Source organism: Blautia sp. AM23-13AC (genome assembly GCF_003435675.1).
Lineage (GTDB): Bacteria > Bacillota > Clostridia > Lachnospirales > Lachnospiraceae > Fusicatenibacter > Fusicatenibacter saccharivorans.
Map to the genome: position 1 here is coordinate 310,003 of NZ_QTUL01000002.1, position 19,905 is coordinate 329,907.

At 49.8% G+C, this 19,905-nt stretch carries 16 protein-coding genes and 1 tRNA gene; 7 read left to right on the plus strand and 10 right to left on the minus strand.

Annotation, left to right across the window (positions count from 1 at the left end; all coding sequences use genetic code 11):
* Positions 1-211 precede the first annotated feature (211 nt).
* The gene (locus DW642_RS03840) at positions 212-1,666 is read right to left on the minus strand and encodes a S1C family serine protease (protein WP_117509319.1); all 1,455 of its coding nucleotides are present in this window, start codon (positions 1,664-1,666) and stop codon (positions 212-214) included.
* A gap of 501 nt (positions 1,667-2,167) precedes the next feature.
* On the opposite strand from DW642_RS03840, the gene DW642_RS03845 reads away from it, so the two are divergent.
* The 4 genes from DW642_RS03845 (at position 2,168) to DW642_RS03860 (ending at position 7,295) form a co-directional block, all read left to right on the plus strand.
* Positions 2,168-4,543, plus strand: a complete 2,376-nt coding sequence (locus DW642_RS03845) for an endonuclease MutS2 (RefSeq protein ID WP_117509320.1) — start codon at positions 2,168-2,170, stop codon at positions 4,541-4,543.
* Between the two features lie 74 nt (positions 4,544-4,617).
* A complete protein-coding gene (locus tag DW642_RS03850; RefSeq protein WP_022461607.1) occupies positions 4,618-5,322 on the plus strand; it encodes a response regulator transcription factor in 705 nt (234 codons plus the stop codon).
* Entirely contained in the window at positions 5,322-6,740 is a 1,419-nt protein-coding gene (locus DW642_RS03855; protein ID WP_117509321.1) for a sensor histidine kinase, read from the plus strand. The genes DW642_RS03850 and DW642_RS03855 overlap by 1 nt, the downstream gene beginning before the upstream one ends.
* Before the next feature lie 63 nt (positions 6,741-6,803).
* Positions 6,804-7,295, plus strand: a complete 492-nt coding sequence (locus tag DW642_RS03860) for a CinA family protein (protein ID WP_117509322.1) — start codon at positions 6,804-6,806, stop codon at positions 7,293-7,295.
* A 42-nt stretch (positions 7,296-7,337) separates the two neighbouring features.
* On the opposite strand, the gene trmL is transcribed toward DW642_RS03860, so the two are convergent.
* The 6 genes from trmL to DW642_RS03885 form a co-directional block, all read right to left on the minus strand.
* Positions 7,338-7,838: a tRNA (uridine(34)/cytosine(34)/5-carboxymethylaminomethyluridine(34)-2'-O)-methyltransferase TrmL gene (gene trmL, locus DW642_RS03865; RefSeq protein ID WP_117509323.1), complete on the minus strand. Its 501-nt coding sequence runs from the start codon at positions 7,836-7,838 to the stop codon at positions 7,338-7,340.
* 32 nt (positions 7,839-7,870) lie between these two features.
* Positions 7,871-8,851, minus strand: a complete 981-nt coding sequence (locus tag DW642_RS03870) for an AIR synthase-related protein (protein WP_117509324.1) — start codon at positions 8,849-8,851, stop codon at positions 7,871-7,873.
* 109 nt (positions 8,852-8,960) lie between these two features.
* Positions 8,961-10,469, minus strand: coding sequence for a VanW family protein (locus tag DW642_RS03875; RefSeq protein WP_117509325.1), 1,509 nt, complete (start codon positions 10,467-10,469; stop codon positions 8,961-8,963).
* 55 nt (positions 10,470-10,524) lie between these two features.
* The gene (locus DW642_RS15815) at positions 10,525-10,683 is read right to left on the minus strand and encodes a hypothetical protein (protein ID WP_022462412.1); all 159 of its coding nucleotides are present in this window, start codon (positions 10,681-10,683) and stop codon (positions 10,525-10,527) included.
* A gap of 24 nt (positions 10,684-10,707) precedes the next feature.
* On the minus strand, positions 10,708-11,445 hold the full coding sequence (locus tag DW642_RS03880; RefSeq protein ID WP_055220616.1) for a 3'-5' exonuclease: 738 nt from the start codon (positions 11,443-11,445) through the stop codon (positions 10,708-10,710).
* A gap of 41 nt (positions 11,446-11,486) precedes the next feature.
* Positions 11,487-13,238 carry a B12-binding domain-containing radical SAM protein gene (locus DW642_RS03885; protein WP_117509326.1) on the minus strand — a complete coding sequence of 584 codons (1,752 nt, stop codon included), beginning with the start codon at positions 13,236-13,238 and terminating at the stop codon, positions 11,487-11,489.
* Between the two features lie 180 nt (positions 13,239-13,418).
* Here DW642_RS03885 and DW642_RS03890 point away from each other — a divergent pair.
* Positions 13,419-13,491: transfer RNA gene (locus DW642_RS03890), tRNA-Phe, on the plus strand.
* Between the two features lie 168 nt (positions 13,492-13,659).
* On the opposite strand, the gene DW642_RS03895 is transcribed toward DW642_RS03890, so the two are convergent.
* Complete coding sequence (locus DW642_RS03895; protein WP_022462409.1) at positions 13,660-14,280, minus strand: sugar O-acetyltransferase; 621 nt, start codon at positions 14,278-14,280, stop codon at positions 13,660-13,662.
* Positions 14,280-14,624 (minus strand): MATE family efflux transporter, encoded by a 345-nt coding sequence (locus tag DW642_RS03900; protein WP_117509327.1) that lies wholly within the window; start codon positions 14,622-14,624, stop codon positions 14,280-14,282. The genes DW642_RS03895 and DW642_RS03900 overlap by 1 nt, the downstream gene beginning before the upstream one ends.
* Before the next feature lie 130 nt (positions 14,625-14,754).
* On the opposite strand from DW642_RS03900, the gene DW642_RS03905 reads away from it, so the two are divergent.
* A complete protein-coding gene (locus DW642_RS03905; protein ID WP_117509328.1) occupies positions 14,755-15,663 on the plus strand; it encodes an AraC family transcriptional regulator in 909 nt (302 codons plus the stop codon).
* Positions 15,664-15,814: 151 nt separating this feature from the next.
* Positions 15,815-17,767 (plus strand): glycoside hydrolase family 31 protein, encoded by a 1,953-nt coding sequence (locus tag DW642_RS03910; RefSeq protein WP_117509329.1) that lies wholly within the window; start codon positions 15,815-15,817, stop codon positions 17,765-17,767.
* A gap of 191 nt (positions 17,768-17,958) precedes the next feature.
* Here DW642_RS03910 and DW642_RS03915 read toward each other — a convergent pair whose 3' ends face one another.
* Positions 17,959-19,707, minus strand: a complete 1,749-nt coding sequence (locus tag DW642_RS03915; RefSeq protein WP_117509330.1) for a sensor histidine kinase — start codon at positions 19,705-19,707, stop codon at positions 17,959-17,961.
* Between the last annotated feature and the right edge of the window lie 198 nt (positions 19,708-19,905).

A 19,905-nucleotide genomic window follows, 5' to 3' on the forward strand; every position in this document is an offset into this window, starting at 1 on the left:
AAATGCGGACACAGTGTTCCGTTTTTGTTTCTATGATGCCGTTTTTATGATGCAAAGCCTGTGCTCCTGCATGCCTTACCAATTCTACCAGATTTTCCTGCAGAATGCACGTATTTTTTCATCCGCCAGTGGAAAACCATTCGAAAAGAAAAGCTTCCGGAAGCCCCACCGGCTAAAACCGGCTTTTTCTGCTCCCGAAAGCCTCTGTTTTTTATACTTCCCCCATCGTCACATCAAACGTCATCTCCGCATACCCTTCAGCGCCTTTCCGCATCGCCGTCACGGTAACCACGTCTCCTGTGCTGTATTTGCCAAGCTGTTCATGGTACTGTTTGATCGTCTCAACCTTGTGCTCCCCGACCTTTACAATCACATCGTACTCTTTCATGCCCGCCATCATCGCCGGAGAATCGTCTGCGACGCGGCTGATGAGAACGCCTTTTGGAATGCCGGTTTTATCGGAAAGTTCTTCTGTGACATCCTGTCCGCGGATGCCGATATACGCGCGGCTCACGTTGTTGGAAAGATTTTCGATCAGCTTTTTGATCTGGGAAATCGCAATGCCCGTCACCACGTTGTTTCCCTTGGCACTGTAACTCTGCGCAATAATGCCGACGATTTCGCCGTCAAGATTTACCAGAATGCCGCTGCCGTCCGTGCTGCCGAGGATGTCGGTGGTCAGCAGATTGTACTCATTGTCCAGCGCGGAAATCTTGTTCGTAACCGAAGTCACCACACCATACGCAATCGAATTGCTATAGCCGACCGGGCTTCCGACAGCCACGACCGGGTCACCCTGGCTGACGAGATACGAACTGCCGAGCGGCGCAACCGCAAGACCGTCCCGTGTTTCCTCATCCAGCTTCGATTCATCCACCTTCACAATCGTAAGGCCGGTGCTCGGATCGTGGCGCTGGTATGTGGCATCCACCATCGTCTCGTCCCAGAAGGTGACCTGAATCCGCTCCACATTTTCCACGATGCGGTATTCCGTCAGAATAAAGAGATCCTGCCCGTTGTCCGCAACAATCAGACCGGAAATCTGCTGCTGGTTTTCATAGTTCTGGTTAAAATAGTCCATCTGATTGGTAATGCCGATGACGGTAACCAGCGCTCGTTTTGGTTTTTCCGTTACTTCCAGCATATCCTGGTAGAGCGCTTCATAATTTTTCAGGCTGCTGTCCTTTTCCTCCGCATCCGTTTCCCCATCGACACTGGAAACCTCGCTGCCCTCCTCCGGCTCTTCGGAAGTGCTGCTTTCCGTTCCCTCTGCCGCTCCATTCTCCTCTGTGCTTTCGGAAACCATACTTTCGGATACACTGCTTTCTGAAGTACTGCTATCCACTGTAGAACTGCTGATTTCCGAACCGGAGCCGCTGCTGTCTACCGACGCACTCGCCGAAGATGCGGTAATTGTCTCATCCGGCTCCTGTCCGCTGTTTGGATCCTCATCTCCCGGGATATCCACTTTCGCCGGCGGCTCTTCCCTGGTAACTGCTTCTGCAATCTTTGGCTCTGTCACCGCAAATACCGCAGCCGCAACCAGACCGCCAAGCGCCGCAAGTGCCAGCCATCCGGCAATCAGAAGAACAATCTTTTTCCAGTCGGGCGGCTGCTTTTTGATGCTCTCTTTCATGAATTTGTAAGGTTTTGGGTCATTTTCCATACATTTCTTTCTCCATACATCTGTATTCCATACCGAACTGCTCTGCGCATATGCGCTTCCGCAATCTTCACATATATAAAAAACTTTACCAGATAGATATGAACATTTTATGAAGACTGTTACATTTTTTTCTCATTTGCGCAACATCCTGCATTTTCTCGTTCTTGGGGTTTCTTTCTTTTCTTTTTTAAGGTATAATTGGGGGAGTGGAAAAACCTGTGACCCACATTCCACTTCCGGTCTGTACTTCCCGTGCAGATATATAATCAGATCGCTACTGTTCACTCAGCAGTGAAACACTTGCTGTTTCGCTGCGTAAGAAAGTGATTCATGTGTGAGCAGCCCTCCTTTTGCGAAACAAAACTTTAAATGAGGGCTGCGAATGTTACAGTTCGCAGGGTACCTGTGAACTGTAACATCAGATCCGTGCGGTATTGCATCAAAAATACCGCGTTATCTGTAGACAATGACTGAATTATGAATTACGAAAAGGTAAGTATTATGAATCAGAAAGCATTAAAAACGCTCGAATACGACAAAATTATCGAACAACTGGCTTCGTATGCCAGTTCTCCGCTGGGCCGGAAGAAATGTCTGGAGCTCGTTCCTTCTTCTTCCCTCTCCCAGATTACGCGGATGCAGCACGAGACACACGACGCGCTCACCCGGCTCTTTAAAAAAGGCCACATTTCCTTTGGTGATGCCAAAGATATCCGCGGCGCATTAAAGCGTCTCGAAATCGGCAGCTCCATGAACATCACGGAGCTTCTGCAGACCGCCGCACTTCTGGAAAACACGGCACGCGTCAAAGCGTACGGCCGCCGCGAAAATGCGGACCAGACGCCGGACAGCCTCGAAGATCTCTTCGAAACACTGGAGCCTCTGACGCTGCTTTCCACGGAAATCCGCCGCTGTATTCTCTCCGAGGATGAAATCAGCGATGATGCAAGCCCGAATCTACGCCGTATCCGTCGTTCCATCAAATCGTGTGAGGAAAAAATCCACAGCCAGTTAATCTCGCTCGTCAACGGTTCCTACCGCACGTATCTGCAGGATGCCGTCATCACGATGCGCGACGGCCGCTACTGTATCCCGATCAAATCCGAGTACAAAGGCCAGGTTCCTGGCATGGTACATGACCAGTCCTCGACCGGTTCCACCTTCTTTGTCGAGCCGATGGCCGTTGTCAAACTGAACAACGATATCCGTGAGCTGGAAATTGAAGAAGCAAAAGAAATCGAGGTCATCCTCTCTACGTTGAGTGCCCAGGCAGACCTGCACCGCGATGAGATCCGTTACGACCTCGAAAACATGGTAGAGCTTGACTTCATCTTCGCGCGCGCCGCTCTTGCAATGGAGCAGAACGCCAATGAGCCGATCTTCAACACCGAAGGTAAAATCCACCTGCGCAAGGCACGCCACCCGCTGATCAATGCGAAAAAAGTCGTTCCGATTGATCTGTCGCTCGGCGAAGATTTCGACCTTCTGATCGTCACAGGACCGAATACCGGCGGTAAAACGGTTTCCTTAAAGACGGTCGGACTCTTAACACTGATGGGCCAGTCCGGACTTCACATTCCGGCACTCGACCGCTCCTCCCTTTCCGTTTTCGACGAGGTTTACGCCGATATCGGTGATGAGCAGAGCATCGAGCAGTCGTTGAGTACCTTCTCCTCCCACATGACGAATGTGGTTTCCTTCCTCGACAAGGCAGACCGCAATTCCCTCGTCCTGTTCGATGAGCTCGGCGCCGGTACCGACCCGACAGAGGGCGCGGCGCTTGCCATCGCGATCCTCTCTACGCTCCACGAGCGCGGCATCCGCACCATGGCAACGACACACTACAGTGAACTGAAAATCTATGCCTTATCCACACCGGGCGTGGAGAATGCCTGCTGTGAATTCGATGTCGAGACTTTAAGCCCGACATACCGCCTGCTCGTCGGCGTTCCTGGAAAGAGTAATGCGTTTGCGATTTCCAGCAAACTCGGCCTGCCGGACTACATCATCAACAAGGCAAAAGACGAAATCAGCGAGCAGGATGAATCGTTTGAAGACGTTCTGACCACTCTCGAGCAGAACCGGATCACGCTGGAACGCGAAAAAGAAGAGCTTGCCCGCACCCGCGCGGAAGTCGAATCCCTGAAGCAGAGCCTTGCCAAGAATCAGGAACAGATCGACGCAAGAAAAGAAAAGATGATCTCCGATGCAACCGAGGAGGCACAGAGAATTCTCCGCGAGGCGAAGGAATACGCCGACCAGACGATGCGCGATTTCCAGAAATTTGGAAAAGAGAATGTTTCCGTCCGCGAAATGGAGCAGAAACGTACCGCTCTGCGTGAAAAAATGAACAAGCTCGATAAGAAAAAGGCGAAGGAAGTGCCGAAGCGCACCGGAAATCTCCGCCCGCAGGATCTTCATCTCGGCGATGCCGTCAAAGTCTTAAGCATGAATCTCAAAGGTACTGTCAGCACCCGCCCGGATTCGAAGGGAAATCTCTTCGTCCAGATGGGTATCATGCGGACCAAAGTGCATATCTCCGACCTTGTGCTGATCGACGAGGCTGTCATCACCGGCCCGTCCATCTCCCGCACAAGCAGCGGAAAATCGAAGCTTTCCAAGGCTGCCACGATTTCTACCGAGATCAATCTGCTCGGAAAAACGGTGGATGAAGCGGTTGCCGAACTCGACAAATATCTCGATGACGCTTATCTCTCCCATCTGCCGAGTGTCCGCGTTGTCCACGGAAAAGGAACGGGCGCACTGCGGAAAGGCATTCACAATTATCTGCGTCGCCAGAAACACGTAGCGGACTTCCATTTAGCGGAATTTGGCGAGGGCGATGCCGGCGTTACGATTGTTACGTTTAAGAAATAAAAACTCAGGAAAATATGGGACGGAACGCATACTGTATGCGGTTCCGTCCTGTCCCCAGTGAAGGAGAATCTTTTATGGCTTCCAAACAGAAAATTCTGATCGTCGATGACGATAACAATATCGCAGAACTGATTTCTCTCTATCTGACCAAGGAATGCTATGACACAAAAATTGTAAACGATGGAGAAGAGGCTGTCCGGGAGTTTCACTCCTTCCAGCCGAACCTGATTCTGCTCGACCTGATGCTGCCCGGCATGGACGGCTACCAGGTCTGCCGCGAAATCCGGCACGATTCCGATGTTCCGATCATCATGCTCTCGGCAAAGGGCGAGGTGTTCGACAAAGTCCTCGGCCTGGAACTCGGCGCGGATGACTACATCATCAAACCATTTGATTCCAAGGAGCTCGTTGCCCGTGTGAAAGCAGTGCTGCGGAGATTTCAGCCATCACGCACGATCCCGGTGTCCGCGACCGCAGGAAAATGTGTCGAGTACCCGGATCTTATCATCAACCAGACGAACTATTCCGTCATTTACCAGGGCCGCACCGTCGATATGCCGCCGAAGGAACTGGAGCTTCTCTACTTCCTTGCTTCCTCACCAAACCAGGTCTTTACGCGAGAACAGCTCCTCGACCATATCTGGGGCTATGAGTACATCGGCGATACCCGCACGGTAGACGTTCATATCAAACGTCTCCGCGAAAAAATCAAGGACCATGCCTCCTGGGCCATCACGACGGTCTGGGGCATCGGTTACAAGTTTGAGGTTAAAAAATAATGCGACGCACGCTTTACCGGAAATTAATTCTCATTTATGTCATTCTCGCCATTGCCGGCTTTACGCTGATCTCAACGGTCGGCTCCCGCATGGTGGAGGACAGTCTGGTCTCCAGCGCGAGCACCAGTCTGTACCGGGAGGCCACGCAGATCGCTTCCAAACAGGGCGACCTTTATTACCACAGTGAGCGTTCCCTGACGGATCTTTACAATTCGCTCAGTGCACTGGCTTCCTATCACAATTCCCAGATCTGGCTCATCAGCGCAGACGGGGAAATTCTGCTGAACACGGCAGCTGTACTCGATGAGGAAAACCCGGAGATCATCGACGGTTTTGATCCAGTTGCGCTCGGCAGCGAGTATTACAGCACGGGAACGTTTTTCGGCTATTTCGAAGACAAAATGCTGAGCGTCATGGTTCCCGTCACCTCCGATTTCCGGATCAATGGCTATGTCGCCATCCACCTTCCGCTGCAGGACGTCTATCAGCAGAGGGAAAGTCTGCTGGCACGGATTGATTTTCTGTTCCTGCTCGTGTTCGGACTCTCGTTTGTGATTCTGATCTTTTTCTCCCTCGTCGTGTACCGGCCGCTGAAAAAGATCATCAACGGTGCAAAGGAGTATGCCTCCGGCAACCTGACCCACAAAATTGATGTTAAATCTCACGATGAGATGGGGTATCTCGCTTCCACGCTGAACTACATGTCCGGCGAGCTGAACAAGACCGGCGAATACCAGCGGAAATTTGTGGCGAACGTCTCTCACGACTTCCGCTCACCGCTGACCTCGATCAAAGGCTATGTGGAGGCAATCCTCGACGGAACGATTCCGCCGGAAATGCAGGAAAAATATCTGAAAATCGTTCTGTTTGAGACAGAACGGCTGCACAAGCTGACGCAGAGCCTGCTGACGCTGAACGACATCGACGATAAAGGGAATATGCTCGATCTGACCTCGTTTGACATCAACGCCGTCATCAAGGATACCGCCGCTTCGTTTGAGGGAACCTGCACAAAAAAACGGATTTCCATTTCACTGATCCTCGCATCGCGCACCTTATACGTCTGCGCCGATATGGGAAAAATCCAGCAGGTGCTGTACAATCTCATTGATAATGCAATCAAATTCAGCAACAACGATTCCACCATCACAGTTGAGACAACGGAGAAGCACGGTAAAGTCTTCGTCTCCGTCAAGGACACCGGCTGCGGCATTCCAAAGGCAAGTATCACGAAAATCTGGGAGCGCTTCTACAAGCTCGACGCCTCCCGCGGCAAGGACCGCAAAGGAACGGGACTTGGGCTTTCAATCGTCAAAGAGATCATCACTGCGCATAACCAGAATATCAATGTCATCAGTACAGAGGGCGTTGGTACCGAATTTATCTTTACACTCGCCAAAGGCGAAGCACCAAAATAAGCCCCTCCGCCGAGGGGCTTTTTTGCCAGACATATCAAACTAACTCTGGAGGTAATTTTCACTATGAACCCAAACACCATTGATTCCATCATCAAACAGCTCATTGCATCCCACACCACCATTTCCACCATGGAAAGCTGCACTTCCGGCCTGATCGCCTCCCTGATCACCGACACCGAAGGCGCCTCCGCCATTTTCCCCGGCGGCTACGTCACGTATCTGAACGAAACCAAAGTCCTCGTCGGCGTCGACCCTTCCGTCATCGAAATCCACGGCGTCTACTCCCCCGAATGCGCCGAAGCCATGGCCCGCACAGTACAAGAAAACCTGCACACCGCCATCGCCATCGGAATCACCGGCACAACCGGAAATCTCGACCCCAACAACGCTGACAGCGTACAGGGCGTTGTCTACTTCTGTATTTTATACAAAGCCCAAGCCCACACCTTCACCTTCCAGACCAACGTCTCCGGCATGACCCGCCACGAAATCAAACAGCTTTACGCAGAGCAGGTCTTTGCCGAATTGGAAATGATCTCAACTTCTTCCTTATAAAAAGAATGCAGCTCCGTCTACGATCACCAGAGTCCCGTCCGTCTACCTCCACTCATGCGTCCGCAAATGCCCCGCGAGCTGCATATGGTCAAAGTTATTCTGCCGCAGTGCCTCGTACAGCACGATCGCCACGGAATTTGAAAGGTTCAGCGACCGAATATCATTAATCATCGGAATCCGCACCGCCGTCTCCTGATTATCGTACAGAATATCCTCCGGAATCCCCGCGCTTTCCTTTCCGAACATGATAAAGCAGTCCTCTTCATACTGCACATCCACATACGTCTGCGGCCCCTTCGTCGTCGCATAGTAAATCTTCGCCCCCGGATTTTTCTCCAGAAAATCCTCGTAACTCTCATACACTGTCACATCCAGCTTCGACCAGTAATCCAGCCCCGCGCGCCTGACCGCCTTGTCCGAAATATCAAACCCCAGCGGCTTAATCAGATGCAGCCTCGTCCCCGTCGCCACACACGTCCGTCCGATATTACCTGTATTTGCTGGAATCTCCGGCTCATGAAGAACAATATTCAAATGTGCCATTTTACCAATCACTCCTGTCGTATATTTAAGCCTTATCTGCCAACCCGGTACATCTCATCCATCTGCGGCTTATCCAGATACCTGACCTCTTCCCCGTTCCGGAGAATCCTCTCCTTCCCGGATGTCGTCCGCCCAATCACCGCCGATGGAATCCCTTCGAGTGCCATTTTCTGCACCAGCCCCTCGCCGTCCGCCGCCGCAATCAGCAGCGCCCCCGTCGAAAGCATCTGATACGGATTCACCCCGAAAAATTCACAGATCTCCACCGTCTCCTGCTGGATCGGAATCTTCTTCAGCGCCACATCAAGCCCGATACCCGCGCCATCCGCCATCTCCCAGAGCGCCCCGAAAATCCCGCCCTCCGAGAGATCCTGCATCGCAGCCGCACCGTGCTCGATCGCAATCTCCGCCTCACGGCAGACAGAGTAATCCTCCGAAAAATCCGCCGCCCCATGGATAAATCCCGGAGAAAATCTCGTCAGAAGCTCATCCCTTCTTGTCTTTGCCAGATAAGACACCGCGCCAAGCGCAATCCCCTTCGTCACGACAAGATCCAAATCCGCTGTCACACACGACGGATCAAACAGCCCCGCACGCGTTGTCCCGCCTGCCGCCGTCACGGTAAGCACCGGATACAAAACCCCGTCCGTCACCTCCGTATGCCCGCCGATCACCGCAGTTCCATACCGCACACACGCACCGTCAACCGCCCGCATCAGCTCCTTTAAATCCTTTTCTTCCATCGCCTCCGGCAGCATCAGCGACACCAGCACTCCTTTTGCCGATGCCCCCGCCGCGGCCACACTGTTGCACACCCGGCAGACCGCGAGCACCGCGTCCTCCGGATCCTTCACCAGCACCGGCGCACACGAAAACACCTGCGTCTCCTTTTCTCCTGCAAATGCCGATACCCCACGTCCGACCGCCGGCCCTGCTGCGTCCTCTCTTTTCTGCCCCAGCATCTTAAACACCGAGCGCACCAGCACGCTCTGCTGTAATTTACCCTTTCGCATCCCTCGTCCTCCTCGAACTTCCTGTTTCAAACGAAAAAGCAGACGTCATGTTCTTACGCAACGAAACAGCAAGTGTTTCACTGCTAAGTGAACAGTAACCAGAAAACGCCTAGTCCTCATCGTCCTCCGTTTTCTCTGTATCGCTGCTGTCTTCCTTCTTCTCCGAAGAACTCGATGACGAACTGCTCTGGCTGTATTTCGCTGCAACTTCCTTTGCTTTTGCAAGATCATTTGCCGCAATCGCCGCCTGCATTTCCGCACGCGCCGCTGCATTGTCCGTCTTTGTTCCCACGGTATAGACATCCGATGTCATGCGGTAAGTGCTGGAATTCACCTGCTCCTTCGTCTCATTTCCATTGTCATTCACAATCTTCCACAGCCGCGCCGTCGAACCCTGATAGCCGTACGATGTCTGTTCAATTGTTCCAAACGATGCATTCGCATCTTCCGTCAGGCTCGGCGTCGGATCCTCCGTGTTTGTCGTCTCACTCTCATAGCGGACCGTGCGGTTCGGATCTCTCGTCTCATGGCCGTAGATGGCAAAATGCAGGGTGCTTCCGTCCGCGCTCGCCTCAATATAAATCGGCGCATCCGTATTGTTGATGAATTTCAGGTCTTTCAATCCCTCTGCAATCGCCGCATCCATCGACGGATCCACATAGTGGACAATCATGGAATGGCTGTACCGCTCCGTTACCTCAAGCTCTGCTTTTAAGACAGCAACATAGAGCGTTGTGGAAACCTGGCAGATACCGCCGCCGTACGAATCGACGACCTTGCCCATCTCATACGATGCTGCCAGTGCATAACCATTTTCCGCATCAAACGGCACAACGACCGCCTCTACGGAAAATTCCTCGCCCGGCTGTACCAGCGTTCCGTTAATCTTCTCTGCGCCGACTGCGACATTCTGTTTTCTGCCGCTCGTACCGTTGCCATACTCCGTCGTACCCTCGCCGAGCAGATCTTTGACAAGTGCAAGCTGCTCCGGATTACCGCCTGCCGGTGTTTCTTCTGTTACCAGTTCTACGCCGCCGATGCCGCCCCGCCAGCTTGTCGTCAGGTAATTGACAACCTTCGCCGTGGACTCATCCACGTTGACGCTGCATCCGGTCTGGCCCGGATTGACGATAAATTCGCCGTTTTCGCGGGTCAGCGTTGCATCTGTTGCTTCGCGGTTCAGCACGGCTGTGTTGTTTTCTACCGCCTGGCGCGCTGCCTCGCCATCGACTGTATATTTCAGGGAAAACGTCACCGTCTCTCCATTTTTGAGCCGGTTCTGTGTCAGGAACCGCTTCAGTACATTGCCTTCCTGCCCGATTGTGACGGCTTCTCTTGCCACCTCCGGGTTGGCACAGGAAAGTCCGAGATCCCCTGCTGTCACCTGTGCATTCTGCTCTCCGGCAGACAGGTTGATAACCGAGGGTTTTAACTGTTCAATTTTGTCGTTTACTGCCTGTGTGATCTGCTCTTCGGTCATACCGCCGACGGAAATGTCTTCTACATAGATTCCGTCCAGCGCTGTCCGGCCATCCGCTTTGACTGGTTCTGCCAGAAAGCAGAATGCGAATGCGATAAGCATCACCAGCAGGCCTCTCATTTTTCTGCTGTTTTTCATACTGTGCCTCTTCTTGATCCGTTTCCCATTTCACTCTGTCTTTTACAGAATCTCTTTACACCAGCCATAAAAGTGCTGGAAGAACCATACCAAGCACCATAACCACTGCAAGAATCAATGCCAGTATCTTTGCTGCATTTCTCTTCTTTGCCAGCGGATCTTTCTTCTTTTTCTGTGCCTCTGTCGGGGCTTTTCGATTGACTTTATTACTCATCGTTCCATCCTTTCTTTTTCTCTTCTATTTTTTCTCAGTTCTCTGTCGTTTTTCCATTCTTCCATGTGCCAGAATAATCTGATCGATCATGCGGGATGCACGGCTTTTTGTGAGTGCTCCCCACTCCGGTTCGAGATCCAGCTCATGGTACCGGATCAGATCCGCCAGATATTTTTTCTGTGCCTCCGTCGCCGGAACCTCACGTTTCATTTTGGCCTTCAGAGGCGCTGCGGCAAACCATTCCGGGTGATCTTCCGAAAATCCTTCTTCCAGTTTTCGGAACAGTGCCAGCGTTTCCAGCACATCGTCCATTGCACGGTGTGCGTGTTCCCGCGGGATCTGATAGTAGCCGCAGAGTGCTTCAAGGCTTCTGCTCTCCAGATCCGGGAGGGCTTTCCGTGCAATTTTCAACGTATCCCACGCTTCTTTTTCAAAGTCCAGACGGGCATTTATCGCTGCCTGCTTGATGAAGCTGTAATCGAACAGAATATTGTGCCCAAGAAGCGGCAGGCCGCCGCAGAAATCCAGAAAGCCGCGGACAGCAGTCTCCACATCGGGCGCATTCGCAATCATCTCATCCCGGATTCCGGTGAGTTCCGTGATCCGCTCCGGCACTTTTCTGCCCGGATTGACGAAAGTCTCATACGATGCCGTGACCTCTCCGCCCTGCACTTTTACTGCACCGATCTCCAGAATCTGGTCTTCCTTTACAGAAAGACCCGTTGTCTCAAGATCGAGCACTACAAAATCTTGTATTTTCATCTTTTATTACCTTTTCTAGTATCTCATGTTCTTTTGAAATGTCAAGCGTAAAAAAGCTCACTACAGTCGATCATCTCCGCATTTCCCGTCAGCGGATCGCGCTTCTGATAATCAAACAGGAGTACCGTACGCGCCTTTTCCCCGTTTCCGAGCACATCGTAATCAAAAACTTCCACATGCGTCATGCGCTGCAGCTGCTTCCAATCGTATGTCGTATACGATGGCAGAAGCGTTCTCGTTTCGGCTTCTTTCTGATAAAAGTCACGCGACTCGTTTTTCCATTCGGACGGATCTTTTGCAAAGCGTGGCCGTGTCTTCATATTTTCACGCGCATACAGATCGAGCACCATCATCTGACGGAAGAATGCTTCGTCCTGCTGTTTTTCGTCCTGCAAAAACCCGAGCAGAATTTCATACCGCTGAATCCGGTTATGTGCCGCCTCACTGTAGCCCTTTGCCCGGTAGAAATCGCCGAGTTCCTGGAAGAAATCGAACGGGTTCTCATACAGACGCTCGATCATCGGCAGTGTGTGGACGAACTGGCCGCTGTTGTAGTAGACTTCCACCATCTCCTCCACGTCTTTGAGCTTCAGCACATCGTCATACGGCAGCCATTTCGTGTACAGTACCTCATATGGTTCGCGCTCCTGATAATGACAGTCATATTCCTCGGTATGCTCATACATGAAAGAACCGCGCAGCACTTTCAAAAATCCCAGCTGTAACTGCTGCGGACGCAGTGCATAGACATCCGCAAACGAACGGCGGAAACTGTCATAATCCTCATACGGCAGGCCCGCGATCAGGTCGAGATGCTGATGGATGTTTCTTCCCTTCGCAATCCGGTTTACAATCTCTGTGACTCTTCCAAAATCCATCTTCCGGTGGATCGCCTCGATCGTCTGCGGATTCGTAGACTGAACGCCGATCTCAAGCTGTACCAGCCCCGGGCGCAGGGTATTTAAGAGTTCCAGTTCCTCCTCAGTAATCAGATCAGCGGCAATCTCAAAGTGGAAATTCGTCACGCCGTTGTCATGCTCCGCAATGAATTTCCAGATCGCCATTGCATGGTCTTTCTTGCAGTTGAACGTACGGTCCACAAATTTGACCTGCGGTACTTTCTGTTCCAGGAAAAAGGCGAGTTCCTTTTTGACCAGATCCAGATTTCGGAACCGAAGCCGCTTATCAATAGAAGAAAGACAGTAACTGCATGAAAACGGGCAACCGCGGCTTGACTCATAATAAATGATGCGGTTCTCGAATTTTTTCAGATTCGCATACGGAAAATCCACCTCGGACAGATCCATGACCGGACGCCACGGGTTGCTTTTGATGGCTCCTTCTGCATCACGGTATGTAATGCCGTGGATCTCTTCAAGCGTTTTCCCCTCCGTGCCGTTCTCCTGATTCTGGTAATACACTGCCAGTTCACGGAAGGTAATTTCGCCCTCACCCTTCATGATTCCGTCAAGGAACGGATACTGCTCCAGCATCTCCTCTGCATGGTACGAAACCTCCGGCCCGCCAAGCCAGATCTTTGTTTTCGGACTGATTTTATGATATTCTGTAATCAGATCCTCTACGATTGATATATTCCAGATGTAGCAGGAAACGCAGACAACGTCTGCACGCGCCAGAAACAGGCTTCGCAGCATGGAATCCTTTGACTGATTGATCGTAAATTCGCGGATCTCCGGGAACACGCCGGCTTTCTCCGCGCTCGCCTGCAGTGTATAAACTGCGAGATTGGAATGAATATATTTTGCGTTGACCGCAGTCAGAATAATTTTCATAATTTTTCTAATACTTCTCCTTGGTTCCTCTTTGCATATCTTTTATACTACCACATTCTCGAACGAAAATACACCGCCATTCCTCCAAAAGCACAATTTTTTCGCGATTTTCGATAAAACAGTTGCAATTTTCGCGAATCCATGTTATATTAACAGAGGTTTCCAACAGGAAATCAAAATGCCCAGATAGCTCAGTTGGTAGAGCAGAGGACTGAAAATCCTCGTGTCGCTGGTTCGATTCCGGCTCTGGGCATTTTTTGCTGCACAAAAGCAGGATTCACATTTTTTGCCACAGCAAAATCCGGCAGAATCTCCTGTCTCCTATCGCAAAAAAACTCTGCACCGCATCCCCGGAAATTCCCGGATGGATACGGTACAGAGTTTTTTTCGTCGCATAACTGCCCAAGAAAACATTTCGTTTTTACAGATTTTTGATTACCTCCCATGCTTCATCATCAAATTTTCTATCTCTGAAATAGTACTGTTTATCTTCTTCGGTAATCTTCCGAATGACTTTACACGGATTTCCTGCTGCAATCGACCAGTCCGGAATGTCCTTTGTTACAACACTTCCGCCGCCGATAACAACGTTATCTCCGATATGTACACCTGGTAAAATAACGGTATTTCCGCCAATCCAGACATTATCTCCGATGGTAACTTCAATGCCGTATTCATACGCACTGTTTCTTGCCGCCGGATGCACCGGATGACCTGCAGTATAGATGGCAACGTTCGGCGCCATCTGGCAGTTGTCTCCGATTTTTACCTTTGCCACATCGAGAATGGTGCAGTTATAATTTGCAAAGAAATTTTTTCCAACCTCAATATGAAAGCCATAGTCACAGTAAAATGGCGGATTGACAAATGCACCCTCGGATTTTCCAAACAGTTCTTTTACAATGGCTGCGATTCCGTCAAAATCCGAACGGTCGATGGTGTTCAGTTTCTGCGTCAGTCTTCTCGCATTCATCTGCTGCTCCATGACCTCTGCATCGGAAATGTACGGTAACTGTCTGTCTCTTCTCTCTACGTTTTTCATTATTCTGTATCCTCCCTGGTAATATTATTCACCCACTGATATTTTTTATAGTGTCTGTATACGGCAGGAAGCTTAATCATTTCATCCAGATTCAGCAGGAAATAAACGACCATGACCGTTGTTCCGATCGTAATCGCCGCATAAAAGAGATTCAGGACAAAAGAAATCTGTGTGGCAAGCGAAACTGCAGACAGTGAATTCTGGTCCAGCGTACCAACCATTAACGCATCGGACGCACTTACCAGTGCATTCATCAGGTTCTGTACAACCATCGGGATCAGCAGTGCAAGAAGTTTCCGGTAGAATTCTGGATCTTTTTTCTTGATTTCCCTCTGATTTTTCATTTCTTTTTCCTTTTTTCTGTTTTATTCCATACACGTATATGTTATAATCATATTATCTTAGGTTTTGCGTTTTTTCTACGACAATATTTCTTATTTTTTATAATAATTGTACTTTTTCACGGAGGTTTTTATGATGAATGACCCAATTACAAAAGTCATGCAGGACGCATCCGAAATCGTCCGCTACGATGAAGTCGGCATTCCGCTTTATATCCGGGAAGGACTGCTTTCTTCCTATCCGGATCACCGGGCGCTCTGCCACTGGCATGAGGATATCGAATGGGTACAGATCCGCTCCGGTCAGATGAACTACTATATCAATGGAAAAAGAGTCCTTTTAAACGCCGGGGAGGCGATTATCGTCAATTCCCGCCAGATGCACTACGGATATTCCGAAAACGGCCAGGAATGTGACTTTATCTGTATCCTGTGCCATCCGAAAATCCTCACCGCGAACAGCGTTCTGTACCAGTCTTATATTACGCCGGTGCTTTCGAATCCGGCTCTGGAATATCTTCATCTGAAGCCGGAAAATCCGGAAGATACTGAAGCGCTGCAGACCCTCCCGGAAATTCTCCGGCTGAAGAAGGAACAGCCGACCGCCTACGAAATCGAGGCTGCTGCTCTGCTTTCCCTTTTGTGGTGCCGTCTTTTGCGCACGCATCCGATGATGCCGGACGGCAACACCGCCGTCTCACAGGATCCAGATCTTCTGATCCAGCGCGATATGGTTTCCTATATTTACAGCCACTACAGTGAATCCATCAATCTGGAAGAGATCGCCGCCGCCGGAAAAGTCTGCCGCAATAAATGCTGTCAGATTTTCCGCCGCTATCTTTGCCAGAGCCCGATTGATTTTCTGAATCATTACCGTCTGGAAGTGAGCTGTCATCTGCTAAACACAACCAAAATGTCCATCGCGGAAATCTGTACCGCATGCGGTTTCAATCATCAGAGCTATTATTCCAAAATCTTTCTGCGTACTTACCATTGTACGCCGAGAGATTTCCGGAAACGTGCAGAAGTCCTGCCAACATAACCGGATTTTTTCTGTACACGTTTTTTTGTTAAAAAAAAGGAAGAATTTTGCTAGACATTTTTCCGATCCCTGTTATAATAAAATTACAAAGGTGTTGCGCTAAACCTAACCAAAACACTATATTTTCCATTTATTTTACAAGGAGGATGACATGGTAAAAAAATTTGTCTACGGAACCCCATTTGAAACCGAAGCTGTTGTAAAAGAGATCCCCTCTTCCGAAGGAAACCCTGATTACGGTACCTTCTCCACCGAGAACGGCTTCTCCTTCACTACAAAGCTTGCTGACGAGGACATGGTATTCGGACTTGGCGAAGCCAACCGCGGCATCAACAAACGCGGCTTTCTTTACATCAGTGACTGCGCCGATGATCCAAATCACGTAGAGAGCAAAACCTCTCTGTATGCAGCACACAACTTCATCATCATCTCCGGCAAGACACACGTAGGATTCTTCTTCGATTATCCGGGCACCCTGCGTTTCGATATCGGCTACACGACTTCCGATACAATGACCGTTTCCTGCGAAAACGCAGACCTCTACGTTTACATGATCACCGGTGATTCCGATCTTGATATCGTAAAACAGTTCCGCGGCATCATCGGACGCAGCTACATTGCTCCGAAGTTTGCTTTCGGTTACGGTCAGAGCCGCTGGGGCTACAAAACAGAGGATGATTTCCGCACGGTAGTGAAAAAATACCGCGAAAACCATGTACCGCTCGATATGGTTTACATGGATATCGACTACATGCAGGATTACAAGGACTTCACCGTAAATGAAGAACGTTTCCCGGATTTCGAGGGCTTTGTACAGGATATGAAAAAAGAAAAGATCCATCTCGTTCCGATCATCGATGCCGGTGTGAAAGTCGAAAAGGATTATGACATTTACGAAGAGGGCTGTGAAAAAGGCTACTTCTGCCGCCGTGAGGATGGATCCTACTTCGAAGCTACTGTATGGCCGGGCTGGACTCATTTCCCGGATGTCTTAAATGCAGATGCCAGAAAATGGTTTGGCGACAAATACGATGTTCTCGTTTCCAAAGGAATCGATGCCTTTTGGAATGACATGAACGAGCCATCCATCTTCTATTCTCAGGAAGGCCTTGCTGATTTCAAAGAGACTGCAAAGAAATACGTGGAAGGTGACCCGGAAGTTCCGCACTACATGGTAGGTGGAAAGCTTCAGGCACTGGCAAACAACCATGAGGACTATAAACGCTTTTATCACAACGTAAACGGCGAACAGATCCGCCACGACAAGGTACACAATCTGTTTGGCTACAACATGACCCGTTCTGCAGGCGAAGCTTTTGAACGAATTTCCCCGGATAAGCGAATCCTGATGTTCTCCCGTTCTTCCTACATCGGCATGCACCGTTACGGCGGAATCTGGACCGGAGACAACTGCTCGTGGTGGTCACACATCCTGCTGAACCTGAAGATGATGCCGTCCCTCAATATGTGCGGTTTCCTTTATACCGGAGCCGACCTCGGTGGATTCGGTGCAAATACCACAAGAGACCTGCTGCTCCGCTGGCTGGCACTTGGTGTTTTCACTCCTCTGATGAGAAACCATGCTGCACTCGGAACACGTGAGCAGGAACCTTACCAGTTTGAGCATATCGAGGACTTCCGCAACGTCATCGGCGTCCGCTACCGCCTCGTTCCGTATCTGTACAGCGAGTACATGAAGGCTGCTTTAAACGATGATATGTACTTCAAACCGCTTGCCTTCGTTTACCCGGATGACAAGCTGGCAAGAAATACAGAAGATCAGTTGATGATCGGTAATGAGATCATGATCGCACCGGTTTACACCCAGAATGCCATTGGCCGTTACGTATATCTGCCGGAAGAAATGATGTTTGTAAAATTCCTCGGCAATGGAAACATGTTCCAGGAGATTCTTCCGAAAGGTATCCACTACGTAGAGGTTGCCCTGAATGAGGTTCCTCTCTTCATCCGCAAAGGCTGCGCAATCCCGGTTGCCGATTTTGCAGAATCCGTACCGGATATCAAAGAGGAAAGCATCCGCATGGTCGGATACGAAGGCGCTTCCTACGAGCGTTATACCGATGACGGAGTTTCCCGTATCTGATTTTAAACACAATTTTTGAATCATCTCTCCCCTTTACAGGAGTTTTTCGGAATCCAAAGCTTCCGGGAACTCCTGTAATTTTTTTCAACCGTCTCCCGAGCGTTCCTTTTGTCCAATCGTTCTCCCGACAAAAAGCGGGAATCTCCTGCATCTTCTCTCGGAGTTCCCGTCTTTGCTATTCTCTCTTCTCTTTATTCTGTCTTCGGAAGCCGTACTTCTACAACAGCTCCGTAATTTTCATCCATATTAGAACACGTAATGCTTGCCCGTTCACCGTACATCAGTGCCAGACGGCGTTTGATATTGGAAATGCCGACATGGTGACGGCCATGATAGATGATCGGGGTATCATGTTCGATCGCATCCAACGCTTCTTTTCGGAATCCGTTTCCGGTATCGGAAATGCAGATGTAGAGGTACTCGCCGTCTTCATACGTTTCATTTGTCAGATACAGGGAAATTTCGCTCTTCCGGTCCAGGGATACACCGTGTACCACGGAGTTTTCCACCAGTGTCTGCAGCAGAAGAGACGGAACCTTCCATTCTCCAATATCACCGTCCATCGTCGCTTCAAAGGAAAAGGCTTCTTCCCCGTACCGTAGCTTCTGGATGCGGATATATGCCTCAATGTGTTCCAGCTCTTCCTCCACATTCCGCTGTTTCTTGGAATCCTGAAAAATATAGCGCATATAATCTGACAGTACTGTTGTGATTTCCACAATTTCTCCCTCATGGTTCTTATCTGCAATGCCATGAATCAGACTCAGGCAGTTCAGAAAAAAATGCGGCTTGATCTGTTCCTGCGTGTATTCCAGCTCTGCTTTCTGTTCGGCAAGCTCTTTCTCGTAGATCGCAATTTTTAATCCCTGTATTTTCCGCAACAATTCCTTAAACTTACCACTCACAGACTCCAGCTCTAACAAATTGTTGTTGCCATCCTCATTCAGACTCTGCTCTTTTTCCAGATCCTCCAGTTTTTGTCCGAATTTTTCCAGCGGTACCAGAATCCGGTGGTAATATGCTGTAATTTCCAATGCGCAGACAATCAGAAGAACCGCGATCAGGACGACAAATGCAATCTGCATAATCAGTACATTCTCAAGAATACCTCCTCCCGGCAGAACCATAAGATTGATTTTTCCGACCGTGCCAAGCTGGTAGGAATAGACCGTCGCATTTTTCTTCTTTCCCGCTTTGGAAAAATCGATAATCTCATTCTTATATTTTTCCGATGTGTCTGCCTGCGTCATCACGCGTCCTCTGGCATCTACCATAAACGGAATGACATCATACTCCTCTGTTTTGGCGCGGATGGTCCGGAAAATCAGATTCAGATTGATGACGCAGCCGATGACTTTTTTGTTTTTCGCATACCAGCCGACAATATAGTCGTCATCGCCAAATGTAATCACGGTCCATTGTGTGCTGATCGAATCCCTGGATGTCATAATCTGCAGATATGACATCAGCATCTGATTCAGTGTTGTCATTCCCTTACTCTCGGTAAACATAGTTCCGCTGTCCGTAATCAGAACATTGGCTTTCTGACCGTAGACAAAGAAGGTCTGTACCTCATGATAACGGATTTTCAGTACACGGTTTCGCTCTCGCAGCGTCTGCTCCATTTCATAATACTGAGCATCGGTCGATGTTATCTGATCCGGGATTTCTTTGATATTGCTGTCAGAATCCAGCAGATAGATCAGTTCACTGTTGATCTGCGACATATCACGGTTGATCTGATCGACATAGAGCTTTGCCGTATCGGCAATGTATTTATCTGCCAGCTTGCGGTTTTCCCAAATGCCCCAGAGCAGGCAGACAACAAGCCCCATCAAAACCAGAAAAACCGGAGTTCCAAGCCGCAGTGACGTATCCTTCATACTGCGTATTCGAACGCTATGCAGCATCCTTCGTTTTCCTTTCTGCCAGAGATTCATAAGCGCATCCACCCCTCCTTTTTTCTGTCTGCAGAGCGACTGCCGGACGCCGCACCTTACCGCGCAGCTCCGGCAGTCATTTTACACTCACGGAATATATTTGCAGCTATGTTCTTTGTAACACAGCCCATTATATCACATTTTTTCGCTTTGTGCATGCAAAGTCCGTGTTTCACATGGTGAGAACAGGATTCTTTG